Origin of the sequence: Dyella lipolytica (assembly GCF_030160075.1) — a bacterium.
GTDB classification, from domain to species: Bacteria; Pseudomonadota; Gammaproteobacteria; order Xanthomonadales; family Rhodanobacteraceae; genus Dyella_B; species Dyella_B lipolytica.
The window spans coordinates 780,101-802,444 of sequence record NZ_BSNQ01000003.1 but is presented as its reverse complement, the minus strand read 5'-3'; the positions used below and the strand labels follow the sequence as shown (position 1 = coordinate 802,444).

Annotated in this window: 11 protein-coding genes; 4 read left to right on the top strand and 7 right to left on the bottom strand. The window is 58.3% G+C overall.

All coding sequences use genetic code 11. The features are described 5' to 3' along the window. Window positions 1-263: 263 nt before the first annotated feature. Both QQL64_RS05020 and QQL64_RS05015 read right to left on the bottom strand, forming a co-directional pair. The gene (locus tag QQL64_RS05020) at window positions 264-794 is read right to left on the bottom strand and encodes a hypothetical protein (protein WP_284396519.1); all 531 of its coding nucleotides are present in this window, start codon (window positions 792-794) and stop codon (window positions 264-266) included. A 175-nt stretch (window positions 795-969) separates the two neighbouring features. After that, entirely contained in the window at window positions 970-2,190 is a 1,221-nt protein-coding gene (locus tag QQL64_RS05015) for a GGDEF domain-containing protein (RefSeq protein ID WP_284396518.1), read from the bottom strand. Here QQL64_RS05015 and QQL64_RS05010 point away from each other — a divergent pair. Together QQL64_RS05010 and QQL64_RS05005 are read left to right on the top strand one after the other, a co-directional pair. Beyond that, window positions 2,184-2,765 (top strand): TetR/AcrR family transcriptional regulator, encoded by a 582-nt coding sequence (locus QQL64_RS05010; protein WP_284396516.1) that lies wholly within the window; start codon window positions 2,184-2,186, stop codon window positions 2,763-2,765. The genes QQL64_RS05015 and QQL64_RS05010 overlap by 7 nt on opposite strands. Before the next feature lie 102 nt (window positions 2,766-2,867). Beyond that, window positions 2,868-3,572: an SDR family oxidoreductase gene (locus tag QQL64_RS05005; RefSeq protein WP_284396513.1), complete on the top strand. Its 705-nt coding sequence runs from the start codon at window positions 2,868-2,870 to the stop codon at window positions 3,570-3,572. Window positions 3,573-3,627: 55 nt separating this feature from the next. Here QQL64_RS05005 and QQL64_RS05000 read toward each other — a convergent pair whose 3' ends face one another. Next, complete coding sequence (locus QQL64_RS05000; RefSeq protein ID WP_284396511.1) at window positions 3,628-6,651, bottom strand: sensor histidine kinase; 3,024 nt, start codon at window positions 6,649-6,651, stop codon at window positions 3,628-3,630. 18 nt (window positions 6,652-6,669) lie between these two features. Then, window positions 6,670-8,241, bottom strand: coding sequence for a phospholipase D-like domain-containing protein (locus QQL64_RS04995; protein ID WP_284396509.1), 1,572 nt, complete (start codon window positions 8,239-8,241; stop codon window positions 6,670-6,672). Window positions 8,242-8,652: 411 nt separating this feature from the next. Here QQL64_RS04995 and QQL64_RS04990 point away from each other — a divergent pair, with 411 nt between their 5' ends. Continuing rightward, on the top strand, window positions 8,653-9,051 hold the full coding sequence (locus QQL64_RS04990; RefSeq protein ID WP_284396507.1) for a hypothetical protein: 399 nt from the start codon (window positions 8,653-8,655) through the stop codon (window positions 9,049-9,051). A 202-nt stretch (window positions 9,052-9,253) separates the two neighbouring features. Here QQL64_RS04990 and QQL64_RS04985 read toward each other — a convergent pair whose 3' ends face one another. Further along, the gene (locus QQL64_RS04985; protein WP_284396505.1) at window positions 9,254-9,700 is read right to left on the bottom strand and encodes an SRPBCC family protein; all 447 of its coding nucleotides are present in this window, start codon (window positions 9,698-9,700) and stop codon (window positions 9,254-9,256) included. 236 nt (window positions 9,701-9,936) lie between these two features. Beyond that, window positions 9,937-18,177: a beta-1,3-glucanase family protein gene (locus QQL64_RS04980; protein ID WP_284396504.1), complete on the bottom strand. Its 8,241-nt coding sequence runs from the start codon at window positions 18,175-18,177 to the stop codon at window positions 9,937-9,939. Between the two features lie 772 nt (window positions 18,178-18,949). On the opposite strand from QQL64_RS04980, the gene QQL64_RS04975 reads away from it, so the two are divergent. Then, window positions 18,950-20,998 carry an eCIS core domain-containing protein gene (locus tag QQL64_RS04975; RefSeq protein ID WP_284396503.1) on the top strand — a complete coding sequence of 683 codons (2,049 nt, stop codon included), beginning with the start codon at window positions 18,950-18,952 and terminating at the stop codon, window positions 20,996-20,998. A gap of 86 nt (window positions 20,999-21,084) precedes the next feature. Here the strand turns inward: QQL64_RS04975 and QQL64_RS04970 are convergent, their stop codons facing one another. Continuing rightward, window positions 21,085-22,311 carry a CaiB/BaiF CoA transferase family protein gene (locus QQL64_RS04970; RefSeq protein WP_284396502.1) on the bottom strand — a complete coding sequence of 409 codons (1,227 nt, stop codon included), beginning with the start codon at window positions 22,309-22,311 and terminating at the stop codon, window positions 21,085-21,087. Window positions 22,312-22,344 lie beyond the last annotated feature (33 nt).

The window sequence follows — 22,344 nt, the reverse complement described above, 5'->3', positions numbered from 1 at the left end:
TTGAAAGGCTCGCAAAACTGGGGTTTCCAAGGTCCGCTTTGGGTCGAAAGCGGTCATTGCGACAAACATAACGCGGCTCGGCATCAGCCATCTATCTGGCATCGAGGACGTCGATGGATGATGACTTGCAAGCACCGCGATCTTTCTGGCGGCCGCTATCGGCACATACGTCTTGCCCAGACAACTAGTCTGAGCAAGACGCAAGGCAATCCAAGAACCTTTTGAGCGTGATGCCGTTAGCGCTATAGCTAATCAGCGCGTCCCTAATGGTGCCCGCCACCCGAAGACCCGCCGCCCGATGAGGTATGAGGAGGGTTGAACCCCCCATTATTCGCCGTCATGGGGGGGCCATCGCTGATTCCCTGGAAGGCCGCCGCAACGTCTCGACTGGCCAGCCCCAACCGACCCGTGGAGTCGTGTGACCAATACCATTTGCCGGCTGGTACCGGGTTGGCCGAGACGTAAGTGAATTGAGCGTCGTAGCCGCCCGAGCTACGCGGGGTGGTCTGCAAACTCACATTGATGACGAACTGGGTGGACACCGGCTTGCCATTTTTGTCGGTAGCAGGCGTATGGATCATGTCGTTCAAGTTGGCGCGCAGCAAGCGCATGAGCTCTGGGGTAAGCGAATAAGCCGGCGTGAAATCAGTCACCTGGCCGTGCGCATTTACGTACACAAGCACCGGTTCGATACTGTGGTTATCAGCGTAGCCAAGCGTTGACGGCCCGTCGGCAAAGGCACTCGTACTGCCCAGCAACGCGACGATCAAGGTGGAAAACAGTAATGCTCGCACTTCCCTCTCCTTGTGACAGTTCGGCAATCCGCTTCTTACGCCGCGCGAATTGCCGAGTCAAGCAGCGAATCCATGGCGACCCGTTGCCTTAGCCGCAAGCCAAGGAAATCGTTATAAATCCAGTTATTGCCCTAGCAGGATCTTTACGGATTGGAATGCGATGTCGGAGGCGGCATCACTCAATGATCGGCCATGCGTAACGAGCGATGGTCCTAACGGATGGCGCAGGTAATGCAGCACTGTGCTTCCGCGACCGTTTGACGGCGTTCATCGCGGCGTCGGCTCTGTTTAGAAGTGCTTGTGCACTGGAGCAACGTGGTTCGGCTACCACCACACCCACGCTAGCGCCGTCATAGTCGATAAGTGCCGCGTCCAACTTAAACCGCCCCCGTGTAGCGCTTTCCAGTCGCCGGGATAACGCTGCTGCGGCCTCGTCTGCCCTCTCCCGCTGCTCTACGGCCAGTACCACAAATTCATCGCCGCCCATGCGCGCAGCTATATCGCTGTCGCGTAGCATCCGTCGAAGTCGCTTCGCTACTGCTTGCAGAAACAGGTCACCGACGTCGTGCCCAAATCGATCGTTGATCGGTTTGAAGTTATCCAGGCCGAGAAAGGCCACGATCAGGGCCTGATTTTCTTGCTGGGAAGCAAGTCGCCGCTGCATTTCCTCAAGCAGGGCACGCCGATTGGGTAACTGCGTCAAAGCATCGGTCAGGGCCGTCGTCGCGAGGGAACTGTTGGCTTGTTGTAGCGCGGCAAGCAACTGTTCCCGTTCAACCTGCTGACCGATCAATTGCGCGAAGAGTGCCAGGACGTGCGTGGACGTTTCAGAGCGTGGCTTGCGCTCGTCGCTGGCAGCGCAAAGGGTTCCAAAAAGCTCGCCGCCTTTGCCGCGGATCGGGGCGCTCACATAGGTGACCAGCCCCAACGTTCGGCCCACTTCGCAGTCACCCCACTGACCTGCGACATCGTCGGTATAAAACCGGCCTTCGTCCAACGCGCGCTTGCATAGGGTGCTCTGCCAGGGTGTGGACAGCCCTTCCGGAACAGTCAGGCGATGGGTATTGCGGGCGTACAGGACGTGCAGAACGCCCGCCTGCTCGTCCAGCCTGGTCAGATACGTCGATTCCATCCCCGTAGCTGTCTGCAAAAGTTCGAGGAGCGGCCGGGCCAACGCCTCCAGCGTGTGTGCATGAGTGATGGTGGCGACCAATGCGCCAAGGAGGTTGGATGGAACAGTTGTGCGGGTGAGGTGGTTCATACGGATGAATATCGGCCGCTTACAGGAAGCCTTAAAGCTCACCCTTTCCGAGCATTCCCGCCCACCCATTTGGCTCAGGCGTGATAGCTGCTTGCGTTCAGCGCCAGATATTATATGATAATCATCATATGGCACGAACCCCTGCCCGATCCAAAGAAGCCACACACGAACGCATCGTCGAAACCGCTGCGCGCGCCATCCGTCGCAGTGGTTATGACGGCACCAGCGTTGCCGACATCATGAAGGAGGCTGGCCTCACGCATGGTGGCTTCTATGCGCACTTCGCTTCGCGCGAGGCCATGCTTGCCGAGGCCGCGGATCGCGCCGGTGCAGAGTCCGCTGCCGCATCGGCTCGCATCGCCGCCACCGTGCCGCCCGAGCGCGCGTTGCAATCGTTGCTGCAAGCCTATCTATCGAAGGAACACGTAAAAAACCCGGAAATCGGCTGCGTGGTGGCCGCCCTCGGTTCGGAGATGCCACGTCAGGCGCCCGAAGTGCGGCAAGCCGCCACGCGTCGCATCAAGGAAATGATCGATGTCGTTGCCCGCCAGTCGCCCGATTGGGGACAACCCGGCGCGCATGAGCACGCACTGGTCACGGCAGCCACGATGGTTGGCGCATTGATCATGGCGCGCGCTGTCGACGACCCCAAGCTATCCGACGCGCTGCTGAAGGCGGCGTTGAAACACCTCGTTCCTGCTTGCGACTAAGTGCACCCGCGTCGGTGTTTTTTGCTTGAAATGAAATATGATGAATATCATATTTGAGAGAGCAAACACCATGAAAGCATTCCCCCACCCTTGGAGTTTCTTATGAAAATTGAGAACGCTACTGTTCTTGTCACCGGAGCCAATCGCGGCATCGGCCTGGCTTTCACGCGTGAGTTGCTCGCCCGCGGCGCCCGCAAGGTCTACGCCGGCGCGCGCGACCCTGCAACTATCACGCAATCCGGTGTTGTGCCCCTGCGACTCGACGTCACCAACGCAGACGACGTGGCGGCCGCCGCAGAACTGGCGTCGGACGTGACGCTGGTAATCAACAACGCCGGCATCGCTCAGCTCGGGGGCTTTCTTGCATCGGACAGCGAAGATGTCGCGCGACGCACCTTCGAGACCAACTTTTTCGGCATGTTGCGCATGAGCAAGACCTTTGCGCCGGTTCTCAAGGCTAACGACGGTGGCGCGTTGCTCAATGTGTTGTCGGTCGTCTCGTGGATGAACAGCGGCGCGATGGCCGCCTATTCGGCTAGCAAGTCCGCCGCGTGGTCGCTCACCAATGCCCTACGCATCGAACTGGCGGCGCAGAAGACGCAGGTGCTGGCACTGCACATGGGCTTTGTCGACACCGATCTTGCGCGTGGATTCGATGCCCCGAAGTCCAGTCCTGAGGAGATCGTCAAGCGTGCACTCGATGGGCTCGAATCGAACCTGGATGAGGTGCTGGCTGATGAACGCACCCTGCAAGTGAAGCAGGGCATGACGGCGGCCAGGCCCAGCTACCTACCGCAGGCCTCCTGAGGCCGACATTCAATCGCCAGACCCGCACTCACCCACCCATCGACCGCATGACGCCTCAACCAAAAAAACGGCGAGTCTTCGGATGCGGTGCGTAGGCGGTGCGTGCGGGAATGCAAAGCGTGACGCGGGTTCCGTTGCCTGGTGGCGACTCGATGGAGAGCTTCGCCGACATCTGTTTGGCGCGCTCGCGCATACCTACCAAGCCCCAGTGTCCCGGCTTCTCACCGGCATCAAGGATGGCCGGATCGATGCCGTTGCCATTGTCTTGCACCTTCAGTAACAGTGCGTCCGGACGATAATCCAAATGAACAGTCAGTAGATTTCCACCGGAATGCTTATAGGCATTGAACATGGCTTCCTTCATGATGAATGACGCCTCTTCGAAAATCTCCTTCTTGAGATGTCGCTCTCGTCCCTCAACCGACACATTCAGTGTCATCCCGTGGCCGTTTGTATGTTCTGCAGGAAAGGCCGATAGAACCTCAGCGAGATTGCCGTATTCTTCGGATCGCAACCGGGACACCTGATCCCTGCTATCCACAATGATCCCGCGCGCTTGATCCAGTGTTTGATTTAGGAATTGCCGCTCGGCGGCATCTTCCGGAAGTGGAAGTTTGTCCACACCGGCTTGCATTTTCATCAACAACCCCGGAAAGCTCTGCAACAACGTATCGTGCAAATCGCGTGCAATACGTTCCCTCTCCCCATGCCGTGCTTCGAGGCTAACGCGCAATCGACGATTGACCTGGCGTATACGAAATGCGAAAGCTTGCCAAAGTGCGAGAGCGGCCAGGCATGCGCAGAGCACTGCAAACCATAGCGTCTGATAAAACGCTGGCCTTATGTTGAATTCGATGCTTTTACCTGCGTTATTCCAGACGCCATCTTCATTGGCCCCGATGACATCGAAGTGGTAGCGCCCGGGCCCGAGATGTGAATAACTCACCTCGCGTTGCGAACCTACATCGCGCCAATCGTTGTCCAGGCCACGCATACGAATCTTCGCGCCCACGCGATCGGGCATGGTCAAGCTCAGCACGGAAAAGGTGATCCGAAGATTCTCGGTGTGCGCAGGCAATATCAGCCCGTCATGTGACGCATAGGTCTTGCCATCCGCCTCAACCGAATCGATAGCCACTTGAGGCGGCAAGGGATTGGAGATCAATTGCGCAGGGTCGAGCCACACGACACCGTTACTGGTCGCGAACCAGAGTCTTCCATCGGCACTTCGGATGGCCGACGGTAGCGGAAACTGCAATGCCGGGGAGCCAGGTAGCCCATCCAGCGTATCGAATTTTCGAAAATGCATCGGATACGACGGATTTATTTCGGCTTGATGCACTTCTTTTGCCGGCAGCTGGAAGACGCCGTCCAACGTATGAACCCACACGTCACCCTGCGCCGAGAACACGATCCCCGTGACGTTTTTCAGCGTGCCATCATCAGCCAGGCTCACCATCTTCAAACGCGGCCCATCCATGTAACCCAGTCCCTCGCTGCCCCCTATCCACAAGCGATGACCATCCTGTTGAAAAGCTTTCGCATCGCCGATCGCCACGCCTTGATCGGGGCCCAACGTGGTGACGTTATCCCCGTCGACGATGACCATGCGGTTGTCCCTGTAGCCCAACCAGACTCGTCCGTCGACATCGGTAAAGTCGACGCGCGGCGTGCCGCTGATAGACGATTTCTTCCATTGGCCATTGGCCCATGTATACAGCCCCGACCCTGATGTGCCGCCGATCGATACCCATAACGTATCGTGCAAGTCTTTGGTCATTGCCAAGACAAGCGCGAACGGCGCCGTATCGGCGTTGGGGCGATTTGCCAGATGCTCGGCACCCGCATCGCTCATCTTCCAGATGCCGCTTGCTCCTCCGATATACACCACACCGTCGCGGTCAGCGTATGCCGCAAGCGTGTAAGGCGGTACATCGAACGTCTTGACCTGCGAGTCTTTGAGCTCCATCACCGGTTTCGAGGAACTTCCTGTCCAAACCGATCCATCCGCTCCAGCAGCCAGTGCAAAATCATGAGTGCCTGACGGGAAAGGGGCTGGCGTGAAATTGCTGCGACTGAATCGATCCACGCCGGCGCCGGTACCGACCCAGATGTTTCCTTCTCGATCGATCAGCAGTGGCCACGCGTAGTCACCGCTGAGTCCGTTGGAGCTGTTGAACAACTCGACTTTTGCGTTCAGCGCAGACAGATCCGTCTGTTGATCGATCGCATTGGACGCGATATGGCGTACACCGTCACCCAGTCCATTGATCCAAAGTCCGCCCAGACGATCGAACAGTATGTGCCCTGCGGATGTCGTCGCGATGCTTCCGGCAGTCCTCGTCGGCGTTGCAGTCGTGGTTGTCCAGCGTTCAACGGACCCGCGCAAATGCGCAACCCATATGCTGCCATCGGAGGCCTGTGCGATGTGGCTCACATTCCCCTGCCCCAGGGGCACGAATTGCTTGGCATTCGCAGCACGGTAAAACAACCCTTCACCACTACCCACCCAAAAGGCACCATCTCGCGCGATGAACAAGAACGCTGTGTAGTTGCTTTTGAGTCCCGCGTCGCCACCGCTATTTTTCCAATGTCCCCCGACGAGTGTGTAGAGATAGCCAGCGCCATAAGCCCAAATCGTGCCATGGCTATCTTCAGTAAACCCTTCCATTTGGCCGTGAGCAGGAAGCCCAGCTTCCGGACCGTAATGCGTGATATGCCCGTTCTTGAGAAAACTCACGCCGCCGAATTCGTAACTGATCCATAGACCGCCATCTGAACTGGCATACAAGCCAAAGACCGAGCGTCTCGAGGGTGACTCTTCTTCAAAGTGCTCGAAGCGAGCGCCGTCAAAGCGGTATAGACCGTGGTCCGTACCAATCCACAAGTAGCCATCCGGCGTTTGCGCCAATGAGCTCACGCCTGTAGGTGCACCGCTTTTTCCGGTCCATGCGACATGCTGGTAACGATCGAGCGTCCAAGGACGCGGATCGGCGTGGATCTGACATGACAGCGGAAGAATGATGGTGGCCAGCAGCCATCCACAGAATGCTCGAGCAACATCTCGCTTATGGCACATTAGACAATCAAAGCCTCTCTAGAGCATTCCCTCAATCGGCAGCAGCCTGAAAACGAACACTTCCATCCGGCGCGTCGTGGTGACATCGGGGGCGTGTCCATAGACCAGCGGCTTGCCGGCATCGCTCGCTTGCCACTGCAAGGTTCCCCCTGAAGAACCGGCTGGTATGAGCACGACGTGATAAGCATTTGCAGGCACGGTCGCCGTATCGAAGAACTGGGTTACAGCAGCTGCCAGTGGCGGGCTATCGACGATAATTCCCATTTCGGTGTTCAGCAGTTTCGATCGCTGATCCATGTTCATCGAACCGATGAAGACCCATTGCTTATCCACCACGATGGCCTTGGCATGCAGACTGACGCCAGACGATGTTCCCCTGGCGGTCACCGACTGCTCCGAGCCTGCAGCGGGACGCAGTTCATAGAGCTGCACACCGCTCTCGAGAAGCCTGCGCCGATAACGTGAGTAACCCGCATACACCGCTGCCTCGTCGGTGGAAGCGAGCGAATTCGTGAGCACTTTCACAGCGACACCGCGCGCAGTGAGGCCAGCGAGGTAATGCGTGCCATGGTCTCCCGGAATAAAGTAGGGAGATATGAGCAACACGTCCTGTTGCGCGTGATCGATCATGGCCTTGATTTGCGGCCCGATACGTAGCGACGGATCGTCTCCGGGCACCTCTACTTTCTCAGGCTGATCGGCAACCAGCGTGGCGTTTCCCCAGAACCACACGCCAGGGCGATCTGCCGACGGACCGCTTGGAAACTCTTCCGACGCGGCCTGCGCATAGTCGGATTGAGCGAACGCACGCGCATCCTTGGCGAGGTCGGCACGCAGGTGTGCCAGATCGTAATGACTGACGCGATTGCCACGAAACGCCGTCACCGGATAAGCGTCATCGCAATTCCAGTATTCGTCGAAGGCGTGCGACGCTTCATTCACGACCGGACCGATGGCGATCAGGTCGAGGTCGCGAAAATTCTTCTCATTGGCAGCATCGAAATATTCATCGCCTATGTTGCGACCACCGACGATAGCCACATTGTTATCCACGATGTATGACTTGTTGTGCATGCGGTGATTGAGCCGCCGCTCTTCAAACACAAATTGCGCTAGCTTGGACAGGAACGTCGGGTTACGCGTATAAAACGGGTTGAACAATCGAACCTTGATGTTTTTATGCGCATCGAGTGCATCCAGCATATCGATCTCGTTATGCACACCGATATCATCGATCAGTAGTCGAACGCGCACGCCGCGATCCGCCGCAGCCAGCAAATGTTGCGCCACCAGCCGACCTGTCGCGTCGTTGTTGAAGATGTAGTACTGGAGATCGATAGAAGTTTTTGCATGATCGGCCAGTGCAATGCGACTCATCAGCGCATTGGTACTGTTCGTCATTAAGCGAAAACCGGACTCGTCGGGATGCTGTTCCGTCTTGGCATGCACATATTGCGCGCTGGCTGTGCTCGTTGCCGGCGGCAAGGCCTTGGACGGCTTCTTGACGTAGTCGGTACGCAGGTCCGAACAGGCGCAGAGCATAAGCCCCGTGATCGCCAGCGTCGCGATAGCGCCTTTACGTCGCAGCATTAACCACATCCTTGCATCAGTCACGCCCTACGCCTACGCGAAATAAAGGAGTGTGCCAAGCGTCACGACTTTTAACGCTTATCTATTTTTCAGAAATTGCTTACACAAAAATCAGAAATCACTCTTGTTAAATCTGAAGCCTCGATAGAAGCCAAGCCGCAGCTTAAATAGCCACGCAATCAATATATTGCATTAATACACATAACCTTCACAAATCCGCTATTTCCAAATGATCGCCGAAAGATGTTACAAGTCATTGATTTTAATTAATTATATCTATTTTACAGAAAATCAATGTCATGTCTCCTTTCTGTTAGTTTCAAATAGCCGCCGGTCGCCTGAAGCAGATAACGGAACGCTTTTATGCGAAGCGACTGCGGCGGTCATGACTAACATTTAAAGGAGATAAACGTGAAGTCGATACTCATCAAGACCATCGCGGCATTGGCCATTTTCGGTGCCGCCCAGTCGGCGTTTGCGGCACGCCCTTATGCCGAGGTCGTCACTTTCCTCAACAGCAGCGGCACCGTCATCGGGGGCGATGTCGTTTATTGCAACAACGTGGCTTACCACATGGGCACGACGTCCTCTTCTTACTATGTCGTTGCACTGGAAAGCTGTAGCGGATCGGCATATCAGTCGCCGGTTTATCCCGGTTCGGGCGTCGAGAACTACGTTCTGCCGGGCGACGAAACGATTCAGGAGGGGTGCGTCACCGTAGGCGTCCAATGTCTGATTGACGTTCAGCCCCAGATAAACAACATCAACGGTATGATTTGGCAGCCCGGTTGGGTTAATCCGGTCTTCTAAGCATAGCTACACGCTTTTGCAGATCCAGGGCAATTCGTTGCCCTGGATCTGTCCGGCTTGATTGGAGAATCACGCGGGAAAATCACGTAAAAGAGGATGGGCACGCCCGACAGTCGAACCATGGCATAGGTGGTCCCCTAAGCGGAAGCCGACGTGCCGTATTGCGTAAAGTGTTCGAAGCGCTCGCGCATCACGTTTTCTTTTACTGTCTGATTTCAGCTTCAACCAACTTCGCCAACAACACCAGCGATTCCTGCCAGCCGAGGTAACATGCCTCGACAGGAATCATTTCGGGAATACCTTCCTGCACCACACTCAGCTCCGCGCCGCAGAAAACCGCTCGCAGCGACACTGTCGTCTGCATGGTTCCCGGCAAGTTCGGGTTGTCGAACACACCCGTATACCGAAGCCGCTCATTGGGCACAAGTTCCAGATACTCCCCACCAAACGCATGGCTATCGCCTGTGGTGAAGTTGGTGAACGACATTCTGTAGTGCCCGCCTACTTTGGCATCCAGCTCATAAACTTTGCCCGTAAACCCGTTGGGCGGTAGCCATTTGGCCATGGCTTCGGCATCCAGGAAGGCCCGATAGACGCGCTCGGGCGTGGAACGGATTACGCGGTGGAGACGAACCGTTTGAGTGGTCATGGCTCAATTCCGTTAGCAGAGGATGGCCCTCTGATTGATATGACGAACACGGTTAGGTGGAATCGACATATCTTGCTACCGGCGTTGGGACTCCGCAAACAGTGCGTCGATGTGTCGACGCACTGCCTGGATCAGCTCATCTCCCTCGTCGCCGGCGGATTAATGCTCGACGTCGAGTCGCCTTCTCGACCATCCTGCTGGACCTATATCCAGCAGGATGGGTGCGCTTCAAACAATTACCAGCCAATGCCGAACGCCATGTGCTCTGGCTGTTGCGTCGTGATGGTTGTGCTCTGGTTGTTGTTGTCGTCATACGAGAAGCCGTATGCCATTCCTCCGACCGAGTGCAGGTGCCAGAACTGCGAGTAGAAGTTGGCTGGCGAGGATTGGTAATAGGTCGACGCATTCGCCCAGTTCGCGGGAGTAAGCAGTACGCCACGGTTCGTCGCCGCGCAGATCTGGTTCTCCAGCTGCAACTGTATGGCGTTCTCATCCTGTTGCTGGGGTGAGCTTCCCGGAACGCCGCTGGCCATCGTCCCTGCGCACAACAGCACATCCTGTGTGGATGGTAGCTGGACGACAAAGGTCTCGCCGACGTTGGCCGCCGCAGGATTGACCTCGGTAAAGGTGAAGGTCGATCCGGAGGTGGTGCCGGTGAATTGGCGGCCGTTGATGGTTAGCGTCAGAGGCGTGCTGCTGTACTGCGCCCATGCGCTTGCGATGACACTGTCGAAGTAGTTTCCATTCGCTCCACCTGTACCGAAGGTGGTTTCCGCGGGCGAGAGAATGCGCAGGTTGTTCGGTGCTGGCGTGTTGAAGGCTGCCGGCGTTTGGCTGATGTATTCCTGGTCGATGTTTGCGATCGACTCGTTGATGCCTACCTGCATGTGGAAGGTTTCGTTGGCTCCCCACACATCCAGCAGCAGCGGCAATCCGAACTGATTGACCTGGGTGGTGTTGATGAAGATGCCACCGTTCGCGGCGTAGTCGAACTCATACCAATCGTAGTGAACATTGATATTGGGATCGGTACCGTTGAGCGGATTAGGCCCGGCGTATCCGTTGTTGCCGCCGTTTGCGCCGGCCATGATCGGCATATAAAGCGGGCTGCCTTCCGAAATATAGATACGACCGGAAGTCAGCGGCGGCAGCGTGAGTTGATGGCTCTGCGCAAGCGTGAACGCGTAGTTGGGATACGTCTTCCCGTTCGGCGCGACCAGTGCGTTTGAAGCCGTGTTGTCCGCTACGTTGGCTGGCGTAACCGTGCCGTTGTAGTTGACCCAGGAGAGCGCACCGGTGACAGGATCGTTGCCGAGGATTTCGACGTAGATCTGATTGTCTGCCCATGCACCGTTGGTGTTGTTGTTGAGGTCGGTGACGATGGCACCGGGAACGACCGTGTAGCTGGGCGAAAGATTGACGCTCAGCGTTGCCGACGACGATGGAGCAGACCCGGCGGAGTTGCTGACCGTGACCGTGAAGCTGCTGGCGTTATCGGCGGCCGTGGTTCCCGGCGTGGTGTAGCTCGCGCTGGTTGCTCCTGCAATGGCTGCACCGTTCTTGGACCACTGATAAGTCAGTGAGCCACCGCTGGCAACCACGGTGAACGTGGCCGTGCGTCCGATCGTGACCGTCTGACTGGTTGGCGACGTGGTAATAGCAGGTGCCGTTACCGTCGGCGACGACGCCGATGTCGTGGTGATGGCGGTGTTGGAAGCCGGAGACGTGCCGCCCGCGTCAACTGCCTCGACAGCGTAGGAGTACGTCGTCGAAGCCGTTAGGCCGCTATCGACGTAAGAGGTCCCCGTCACGCCATTCGCGACGGCGACACCGTTGCGAATAACCGTATACGTCACGCCGGACGTCGACGATGCGATCCAGCCCAGGTTGACCACACTGGAGGAAGCCGCGGTTGCCGTCAGGTTCGTCGGCGCGAGCGGAATGGCGATCGTACTAGCGCTGGCTTGCGCCGTCGGAGCCGACGTGCCGGAAGCATTGGAAGCCTCGACCACGTAGTAGTACGTCGTGTTCACCGACAGGCCGGTATCCGAATAACTGGTGCCGGTTGCCGTGGCGATTTGATTGGCGCTGGAAGGCGTAAAGCCAGACGTCGTGCTGCGGAAAACGTCGTAGACCACGCCAGAGGCTGGCGAGGCCGTCCAGTTCAAGTTGATCTGACTGGCGGAAACGGACGTCGCCGTCAGACCACTTGGTGAGCCGATAGGAGCGGCAACCACTTCGATGCCATTGATCACGGCATTGTCGGTGATCGCGTTGAACTGAAGCACGATCTGCCCTTGCGCATTGGCGGTTGTCGTAAAGGGCTCGGCGATCGCTATGTCCTGCCCACCCGCCGTCGCGAAGACGTCGAAGTTGCTCAGCACCTGCGTGCCGTTGATGCTGACGTTGAATACGCGCTGTCCCGGCTTGGTCCAGTAGAACTCGTCGAAGTGCAGGCGCACCGTGTAGCTGGCGCCAGCAGTCAGGCCAGGAAGCGTATAGCTGAAGTTGTTGCCGACACGTTGGTTCTGATAGACCGACTGCGGAGCAGGATTGGTCACGCCGGAGGTATTGATCGTCGCGCCGGTACCGGATGCTGCACCGCCGTTGAAGTCTTCATCGGCAACATAGGAACCCGCTGCAGGACCACCCGCACTGATCGCAAGCACATCCGAGCCACACCCCGACGTACCGCAGTTGACATCGAACGTGGTCGCCGTCGCGGTGTTGGAAGCCATCGACGTACCTGCCGAATCGACGGCCTCGACCGTGTAGGAGTACGTGGTGGTGGATGTCAGGCCAGTGTCGCTATAGGTCGTTCCGGCCTGGGCATTGCTCACCGCCGTTCCGTTGCGGAACACCGTGTACTTCACTCCCGATGTCGCCGAGGCGGTCCAGCTCAGGTTGATCTGGCTGGAGGAAGCCACCGTTGCCGCCAGGTTCGACGGCGCGTTGGGCGGTGTATTCGTCGCAGTCGCCGCTTCGACTTCGATACCGTTGACCTCGGCGTTGTCTTTGACGGTGGCGAACTGAAGAACGACTTGTCCCTGCGCATTGGCCGTCGCGGCAAACTGCTCGACCATCGCAATGTCCTGACCGCCAGCGGCCGCGAGGACATCGAAGTTGGTCAACACTTGCGTGCCGTTGATGCTGACGTTGAACACGCGCTGCCCTGCTTGAGTCCAGTAGAACTCGTCGAAGTGCAGTCGCACGGTGTACGTCGTTCCTGGCGTCAGACCTGGAAGCGTATAGGTGAAGTTGCCGAAGCGTTGGTTCTGATAGACCGACTCGGGCGCGGGGTTGGTCACTCCGTTGATATTGATCGTCGCATTGGTGCCCGATGCCGTGCCGCCCACGAAATCTTCATCAGCGGCGAAGCTGCCAGCACCAGGACCACCTGCGCTGATCGCAATGGCATCCGAACTACTGCAGTTCGTGGTGCAGGTTGCGACGGGCGTCGTCACCGTGGCGGTGTTGGAGGCCGTTGAAGCCCCTGCCCCGTCGGTGGCCACGACGATGTAGTAATACGTGGTAGCAGCAGCCACGCTGGTATCCGAATAGGTCGTTCCAGCGGTGGTGGCTATCTGGTTTGCGCTGGAGGGAACGAACCCGGCAACGGCACCGCGATAGATCGTGTAGCTGACGGTACAGCCGTTTGCCGCCGTGCTCGCACCCCACGTCAGGTTCACCTGGCTGGAAGCATTGCTTCCCGCAATCAGTGTTCCCGGCGTGCTCGGAACGGCGCTGCAACTATTCTGTTGCACGGCGAGCGTGGCGATGTTGCTGGGCGTCGTACCGAATACGTCGCCTACGGTCACAGTGAACGCCGAGCTATTGTCGGCCGCCGTGGTAGCCGGTGTCGTGTAGCTGGATGACGTTGCGCCGGCGATGGGGCTTCCGTTCTTCGACCACTGGTAGGTCAAGCTGCCGAGGCCGGTGGCCGCTACGTTAAAGGTTGCCGTCTGTCCAATGGCGACTGTCTGATTGCTCGGCTGCGTTGTGATGGTGGGCACCGTTCCGGCGTCGGTGCCGGAGACACACAGCGTGGCGCCCGGGTAGTTGTTGGTGACCTGGTAGCCGAACGTGCCGTCGAAGTTCACCAACGCGGTTTTCGTAGAGTCGTTCGGATCGACCGTTGACGTCCACGTACTCCAGGTTCCTGAGAAGGCGGTGGAGTTGTTGTTGACGCCGCTGATGCTTAGCGCTTCCGATTGCGTGGGCAGACGCATATTGATGCTCGCGCAATAAGCCTGCGCATTCACACCGGTGAACTGCGAACCTGCCGCCGTATCTGTCATCACGGTGCGGGTCCAGGTCAAACCGGTGAGATTATCCGTCACCAAGCTGGGGCTCGACGCGTTGACGGTATATCGATCCGTTACGCCGCAACATTGCGCCACGTTATAGACCTGGAACTCATAGACCGAGTAGCCGTACTGCGTCGCGCGCTGTGTCCCGTTTAGCCGGATATAGCGACCGCTTACTGTCGGGAAGTTGAGCGTTTCCGTTCCGCCCGCACCCGCGTTGTTGGTAGTGGCCGTTTTCCAGGAGGACGGGTCGTTGGGATCGCCGCTGGAATAGAGGATCTGATACTGGGTCGCATAGGCATTTTCCCAGTTGATGATCACCGTATTGAAGGACTGCACCGAACCCAAGTCGATCTGCAACCACGAGGGATCGACGCCGGGAACCGCGGGCGTGGGTGGTGCGCCGGCGGTTGCGGAACCCCACCGTGTGGAAACATTGCCATCGACAGCATTCTCCGGCCCCAGGCATCCCGTGCCTGTAAACGGCGGTGTTGTCGTTCCGTCGTTGCACGCATTCTGCGTGCTGCTGGAGGTTGCGAGCGCGTTCAGGGCCATATTGACGCCTGGAGGCGCCAACGTGATTTTCGCCGCGTTGCTGGTGATAGGCGTGCCCGCGGCATTGTTCACCGTGACCGTGTACGAGCCGACGTTCGCGGCACTCACCGCTGGGATCGTATACGTAAGCGTATTGGACTGTTGCGTTCCGCTGGTGAGAATGGTGGCGGTGCCGCCCGCAGGCGTGAACTGCCACTGATACGTGTACGGCGCAGACCCGGCAACGACAACCGTGAACTGAACCGGTTCATTGACGGGCGCGATGGAGCTGGCTGGCTGCGTAGCAATGGACACCGGTGTTGCCGCATCGACCGTCACCACGGCGTTCGACGATTGAACCGAGCCGAGGTCGTTGGCGACGACAACATAGAAGCTTGTGCTTCCCGCCGCCGTAAAGACCGGCGTGGTGTACGACGCTTGATTGGCACCGGCAATGGCGCCCGAGCCGACCTGATACCACTGATAGGTGAGTGTCGGCGAACCGGTTGCCGCAACGGTGAGTGTGGCCGATTGCCCATCCACCACCGATTGGGAAGCCGGCTGCGTGGTGATGACAACGTTCGCGGGCGCGTCGACGCTGAGGGTGACCGGCGTAGAAGTCACCGTACCCAAACCCAAGCTGCTGGAAATCGTCACCGTGAAGGTGTCGCCGTTGTTTGCAGCAGTCGTCGCAGGCGTGGTGTAGGTGGCGCTGGTTGCGCCGGCGATCGGGCCGCTGGAGTCAGACCACTGATAGCTGAGCGTACCGGAGCCTGAAGCCACAACACTGAAGGTCGCCGGAAAGCCCGACGTGGTTGCCACGCTCACGGGAGGAACGATGATGACCGGCGCCTGCGATTGCGCAACAGAAGGCGGCGCGACCGAGGCCAGCGTAACGCTGCCGCTTGTCAGCCCAGGCGCACTCGCCGTCACGGTGACGGTGCCGGGCGTAAACGTGCTGCGCAGCGCGATCTTCTGCAATCCGCCTTCGAAGTTCAGCTCCGGATCGCCGGGCGAGTGGAAGAAAGCGTAGGGCAATCCTTGAATCACATTGCTGTTCGCCTGCGAGAACGCGTCCTGGTAGTAACTGGTCCACGATGGATCGGCCACCAGCTGCTGCGTGCCGCCCATGTAAGTTGCGGGTCCGGTAACGGAGAACGTGACGTTGTCCTTTGCCGTCGGCACGAGGTTGCCATCGGCGTCCTCCACCTGTGCAACCACAAAGGCCGCATCCGAGCCATTAGCGGTCCACTGAAAACTCGTGCCGTTCGGTTTGATCATTTCAGGAACGACGCTGAGAACAATCTTGTTCTCCGTCCCCGCTGTCGTGCGCGTATCGCTCACGCCCGCCACCGGATTGCCGTTCGCATCAAGGCATTCGGCGGTGACCGTGCCAGGAGCCCAGTTCACCATCCAGTGCACCTGCCCGGGCATGACTGTGGTGTTCTGCGTCAGGTTCGAGCTGGAATTGACGTTCCACGGATTGGGCGTCTGGTCCGCAAGCAGCGTGCCCGTGACCGGATCATTGGGAACGCCGTTGATCAACAGACGCACCGCGGGACAGTTGCTGAATGCGTTCTCTTGAATCGGAGTCCCTGCGGTGTACTCGTAGGCGCGGTTCCAGTGATGCGCCAGGTGAACGACCGGTTGAACCGAATACGGTATCCAGTTGGCTTGATAGATGTAGTAAAGCAATCGAGGGAAACGATTCGCATCGGTCGAGGAGTAACCCAGCGAGCGCACGAAGTTCACCATGTTGGGCTGATTCTGATATTCGGCCCAGAGGCTGACCTCGCCTGGAGACTCGGCGAAATACCATTGCGCCATGCCAAACGCGTTGGCCGCCCTTCCCCGCCGCCAGTCGTCAAGATACGGCGCCGCAAACGCCAACTCATAGTCATAGGCCAGGCCGCGACCGGTGCCCATGTTGTCCCAATACTCGGCACCAAATGCCGGGTTGTTCGGGTTCTGCTGCTTGTTGCCGACTTCGCAACCGGCGCCGTCGCATTCGTCAATCAAACCGTAGGAGGAACTGTAGGTGCGATCGGCACTTCCGCGCGGATGGATGCTGTCCCAGGTCGTCTCGATGGTGCCGAGTTCGGTTGCGAGCGTCGGATTCATGCCACCGTTGTCCCTCTCCCAATCGAGAATGGACGGATGGCTACGGTCGCGAATGATCATGTCGCGATGCAGTTCTTGCTTCAGCTGCAGGTCGTCGGCCGTCGGATTGGAACTGGCATTCCAGTAACCTTCGCCATCGCCGCTGGGCTGATCGATCATGATGCCGTAGGCATCGGCGGCTTCCACCATCTCTTCACTGCTGGTCGAGTGGCCAGGCCGCCATACATTGCCGCCTTGCGCAGCGATCTGCGCCATGTCGCGCCACCATTGTTCATCGGGAACCGACGATCCAAGTCCCGGATAGTCGTAGCGGCTCGAGCCGCCCCACAGATAAACGGCATGACCATTGAAGTAAGGGAAGTTCGAATCCCACGTGATCGTCCGAATGCCAAGCGTGCTCTGCGTCGAGTCAACCACGACTCCGTTCACGCTGACGATGTGGTAGACCTTGTACAGATAAGGCGACCCGCACGATACCGGCGGCGTTCCGCAGTTCGCATTGTTCGGATACCACAACGTCGGGTTGGGAACCGTAATCAATTGGTCGAACATCGGCGTCGCGCCGGACGGAAACGTGCTTGGCGTCATCGCCGGCACGGCCTGCGTGATCGGCGGTGCCGTGGCAACGACGTTGCCCTTGGCATCCACGATCTGCGTCGTCAACGTGACTTGCTGCGTCGCTGTCGTCTCATTCAGTACATTGGTTTGTACCTCGACGACTGCCGAAGCGGCAGTGGCCGTTCCCTGCGCAGCCGGAACCTCGGATACCGTTCCGACGTAAGTACCCCAGGTCTTCTGATTCGAATAAACGTTCGGCGGAATATGAACTGGATTGGTGACGTACAGTTTCACATTGCGGAACAGTCCCGCCATGGCCTGACCGAAGCGGAACGCGCCGGAAAAGTTCGGGTTCTCAAACCACGGAGCACCGCGCGAGACATCGATGGCGATGACATTGTCCGTCTTGCCATCCGCAACGATATACGGCGTCAAGTCGACGACCACCGGGATGAAACCCACTACATGGGTAGCCTGCGCATCGGCCGCCACAGCGCTGGCGCCGGGCAACAACTTACCGTTTATAAAGATCTGAATACCGGTGTGCGATCCTTCGACGTTCAGCAGGAACTTTTGACCGGCGTACTTCGGATCCACCTTGAAATGCAGACGGTACCAGTTGAAGTTTCCCGTCAAAGACCCCTGGCCGCCGCCCGAAGTCTGGTTGATGAAGGTGCGCGAGATATTGGCATCGTAGGGCAAGCCCACTTGTGTCCAGGTGGCGCTGCTATCGGAACTCTCGTTCAAGCCAGGCGCTGAATACGATGTCGAATTATTGGTGTTCTCGAACCACCAGTTACTCTGGGGAGCATTCGACGTCGAGCTTGCGTCCCCAATGTACTGAGGAACGCCCGCGGCGAGATTGATCGTGTAGCGCTGCGAGCTTGGCAGCGTCGGTTCTACCTGTTGGGCGTCAGCGTAACGAGCGGTCACCGATGCCAGCAGTACAAGAAACATCAAGCAGAGCGTCCGTACTCTGTCTGCCGTTATCGCGCCGCCTGGCCTGGCTCTTCGTCTATGGGGTGCACGGCTGTATTTCGAAGCTACGACTTCCAGATAAGCATGCAGTCCCACTGTCGTCCCCTTTTGACTATGTAGCCCCTCACAAAAAACATGCGGCACGGCACATGTATTCGTCAGACGGTCGCAAGCCTGGCCACGACAAACGCGTGTCCAATGGATTAGTCCCGAATGAACTTAGATGGGGTGGCGGGATCATCCGCGCTGCTAACGATCACCGCAATGCACAAATGAGAGTTTTCCTAACACTTTCGGGTAAATATTTAAGTATTGAGATGCACTACTCATTTAGACGTCTAAATTTAGAAAGTAAAAAAATGAAATAAAAAAGAAACAAACAAATCGCTACTAAACATCCTTTGTCTTGTTCAAAATTTCGTCTCGGAAATTTTCTTGAAGTGCGTAAATTTCGCGTAAATGATTTTGCAAAACGTAATCGCGAAAGGCGAACAAAGGAAACGTCCGAGCCCGAACTGTCGATGGCAGGTGGTGGCTCATGCCTGTCGTCGCTTGGAGTACGCCGAACGATGGATCTGCCGGGTGCTGCACCCGACGCGTTCGTTGGTACGTTATATGCTGCGGCCGTGCAGCAACGACGCGCCTCTCGCGCAACGCGCTACGGCAATCGTGGGCGATATGAAGGCAACGGCGCCCGCAGTGTGCTAGCGTTTACGGTCGGACCGATGCTTCTCACGAGAGGTACGCCGCCATGTTTGCTCCGCCAAGCAAGGGAGTAGCGCCCAAGAGCGGTTCTGATCACCTCCCGACCAGCCGTCTCGTGGCGCAGCAACGCACGGTTTCGCGAACCGAACCCGGGGAACAGCGCGCACACCAGACCGATCCGGCAACTCTGGTGACACCCGCCCGGCTTTCTCACATCCCTCTATTTCCGCCTAACAGCCAGCCGCAATCGCAGGCCGTGCGCGTGCAGTGCCGGCACGCAGCCGGTAGTAGCACGGACGGAGATCCACTCGAAGCAGAGGCCGAGCGGATCGCCGACAAGGTGGTTCAAAATACTTCGCCGGGCGCCGTCCATATGGCCGCTCCTCGTATCTCCCAGGCAAGCACATCGGACGGCTACGCAGTCGCTGCTTTGCGCACGGTCGATCCGACGCTCGCGGGAGGTGGCGCGCCGCTCGCACCCACCGTACGCCAGGACATGGAACAGCGGCTGGGTTTCGATCTTTCGGCGGTGCGTATCCACAGCGGCCCGGCAGCCGAGTGCTCTGCCCGCGAATTGCGCGCCGACGCGTACACGCTCGGTCACGATATCGTGTTCGGCGCCGGCAAGTTCGCACCCGATACGCAGCAGGGTCGGCATCTGCTCGCGCACGAACTCGTGCACGTGCAGCAGCAACGCGCGAGTGCACCGTGCGTGCAACGCAAACCGACCGATCCCGACGAACTCGCGGCCATCGACAACGAAGACAAGGCCGTCACGGATCTCGCGACGCGGGCGATCAAGTCGGGTACACCGCAGTTCGCGGTGCATGAAGTGCTGTGGCGACTGATTAACAGTCGCGGGCTCGACATGCATTTCGAGCTGAGCGGCAGCCGCTACGATAAGAATCACAAGGGCATTACGATCGAAAGCAAAGGAAAGGGACCGCGTACCACAGGCTTCGTCGTCGCCGGCGACGAGGTGTTGCAGCGCCTCGCCAAAGGCCAGGTCGCACAGGTCGCGAAGGAACTCGAAACGCAGATTGCCGGTGTCGACACGGCGCGCGGCACGATCGACTACGTGTTCATCATGGGTAAGGATACGAACAAAAAAAACCAGTTCTATACCGAGGCGAAGAAGTATTTCCAGGCGCAATATCCGTCTGCGACGATGGTAGAGGACGTGCGCGATCTCGACGGGATCAATGAGCGGATCAACGCCGGCGCCAAGCCGGTGGCAAACCTGATCATCGTGTCGCACGCTCATCCCGACGGAACCGTCGCGTTCTCGTTGAACAAGACCGACAAAACGCCCGGACAACTGCAGTATTCGGAGCTTAAGGAGGCCAATGAGAAGGGCTCGCTGGTGAAGCCCGACCCCGAGTTGATCGGCTTCTGGACCAATGTACTGATCCGCGGCTGCAACCTGGGTCGCAGTGAGGCGATGCTTGGTGAAGTCCAGACCGCGTTCGGCGGTAGCGCACGGGTGATCGCACCGACCCACAGTCAGGTATACAGCGGCGGGACGACGCAGGCGTTTGCTGGACCGTTCTATGAGGAGCCCGGCAGAAGCAAACTGACCGACGAGCAGGCATTCGCGAAAATCAAGGCGAAGCCCGAATACGGCTTCGTGACGGACTGGGACGCGATGCGCAAGTCGCTTAAACGGACCGACGATGCCACCACCGAGATCGTCTACGAGGGGCCCTTTCCCACCCCAGGCCAGGAGATGGCATTTCTCAGGGCCGCATCGCCGAAAACGCCTACGAAGGAATACAAGTTCGACGCGTCGAGGATCGAAGGCGTGAAAACGGTCTTCATGTACAAGGCTATCCATCCGATGAAGTTCGGCCCCATCGAAGTGGCACAGGAAACGCCGCCTGACGAGGCTACGGCCATCGCCCGCGCGAAAGCGAAAGTCGCGCGTCCCGATGCATACACGTACAAGGTGCGCCCGATCCGGCAGGGTGTGATGCTGCAGGTTGCCGTCGACATCGTGCGAACCGAGTGGAACCTGTATCACTCGGAATTGCACAAGGCCGGCAAGCCCTTCGATCCGTCGCCCGGCGTCAAGCCGTGGTTTGGCGACACCGAATAATAATTCTTACCCAAGATGGACGAGGCTCCGAAGGGCATCCTCTGTATGCCCTTCGTCTTGTTCGGCGTAGCGCCAGTGTCGCTGCGCTAAACGGCGGGTTCCTTTACCTGTGGAACGGCGCCGCTCGCGCGCAAACCTTCGATGTCGGTTGCACTAAATCCTAGCTGGCGGAGGATCTCCTCGTTGTGCTCTCCAATTCTTGGAGCACGCTTGGCGGATACCTTGGTAACGCCATGCACATGAAGCGGACTACTGATCGTGGACGTCAGCTTGCCGCCGGCACCTTCGAGCGGAACGATGATGTTGTTCGCCTGGATCTGCGGATCATTGATGACTTCCCGCGGATCACGCACGGCGCCGAACGTCACATGGATGCCCCTGAACACGTTGTGCCAATGCTCCATCGGCTGCGCACCGAAAACGTCGTCCAGTATCGAGGTGAGCTGCGGCATATTCGCCATCAGCTTCACCGGATCGGAGAATCTCGGATCGGTCAGCAGATCGGGGCGGCCTATCGCTTTCGCCACGGCCTCCAATTTGTCGGACGTGACGACGAGAACGAACCACGTGTCATCCGCAGCGCGATAGACGTTCATCGCCGCATTTGCAGGATTTTTGCGATCGTGCTGCCCAAAGAATTTGGCGTCGCACAGCGCAGCCTGAATCGAAACGCTGGCAGACCAGATACCTTCCGCAAGCAGCGAGGTCGTGACATGCGCGCCCTCCCCCGTTCGCTCGCGACGATACAAGGCAGTAACAATCGCCGAATAGAGTCCGACTGCGGTCGCATTGTCGCCGCTACCAGCCACCGGCCAGGTGGGTGGCGCGCCGGCATCGCGCGTCATCGACAGCAATCCGCTGCGAGCCCAGTACGAGGTGATGTCAAAGCCAGGGAGATCGGCATCGGGCCCGTTTTCGCCGAAACCCGTGACGTCCGCGTAGATCAGGCGCGGATTCCATGGCAGCACATCTTGATATTCAAGCTTAAGTCGCGCGCGCGCCGGGTGCGGCGTATTGACTATGAGCACATCGGCCCATTTGACGAGCTTTTCGAGTACTTGGTGTGCACTCGGAGATTTCAGATCAAGCGCCATACCGCGCTTGTTGCGATTGTTCAGATGCCAGGGGTAAGCATCCTCGGCGACCGGTTGCGGCGGAGCGTTGTGAGCGTGTCGCCACAGTTCGCCGCTCGGCGGTTCCACTTTGATGACGTCAGCGCCGAAGTCGGACAAGATCACCGCGGCGCTGGGGCCTGCGATGAAGCTCGCCATGTCCACCACTTTCAATCCGGAAAAAATATTGTCGCTTGCCATGTCTGTTCTCTCTGAATTGCTGCGTGCGGCCGT

What these genes read in the sequence shown, in the direction of transcription:
- QQL64_RS05010 (WP_284396516.1), top strand. Translation starts at nt 2,184, where the DNA reads ATGGCACGAACCCCTGCCCGATCCAAAGAAGCCACACACGAACGCATC.
- QQL64_RS05005 (WP_284396513.1), top strand. Translation starts at nt 2,868, where the DNA reads ATGAAAATTGAGAACGCTACTGTTCTTGTCACCGGAGCCAATCGCGGC.
- QQL64_RS05000 (WP_284396511.1), bottom strand. Translation starts at nt 6,651, where the DNA reads ATGTGCCATAAGCGAGATGTTGCTCGAGCATTCTGTGGATGGCTGCTG.
- QQL64_RS04995 (WP_284396509.1), bottom strand. Translation starts at nt 8,241, where the DNA reads ATGCTGCGACGTAAAGGCGCTATCGCGACGCTGGCGATCACGGGGCTT.
- QQL64_RS04985 (WP_284396505.1), bottom strand. Translation starts at nt 9,700, where the DNA reads ATGACCACTCAAACGGTTCGTCTCCACCGCGTAATCCGTTCCACGCCC.
- QQL64_RS04980 (WP_284396504.1), bottom strand. Translation starts at nt 18,177, where the DNA reads ATGTTTCTTGTACTGCTGGCATCGGTGACCGCTCGTTACGCTGACGCC.
- QQL64_RS04975 (WP_284396503.1), top strand. Translation starts at nt 18,950, where the DNA reads ATGTTTGCTCCGCCAAGCAAGGGAGTAGCGCCCAAGAGCGGTTCTGAT.
- QQL64_RS04970 (WP_284396502.1), bottom strand. Translation starts at nt 22,311, where the DNA reads ATGGCAAGCGACAATATTTTTTCCGGATTGAAAGTGGTGGACATGGCG.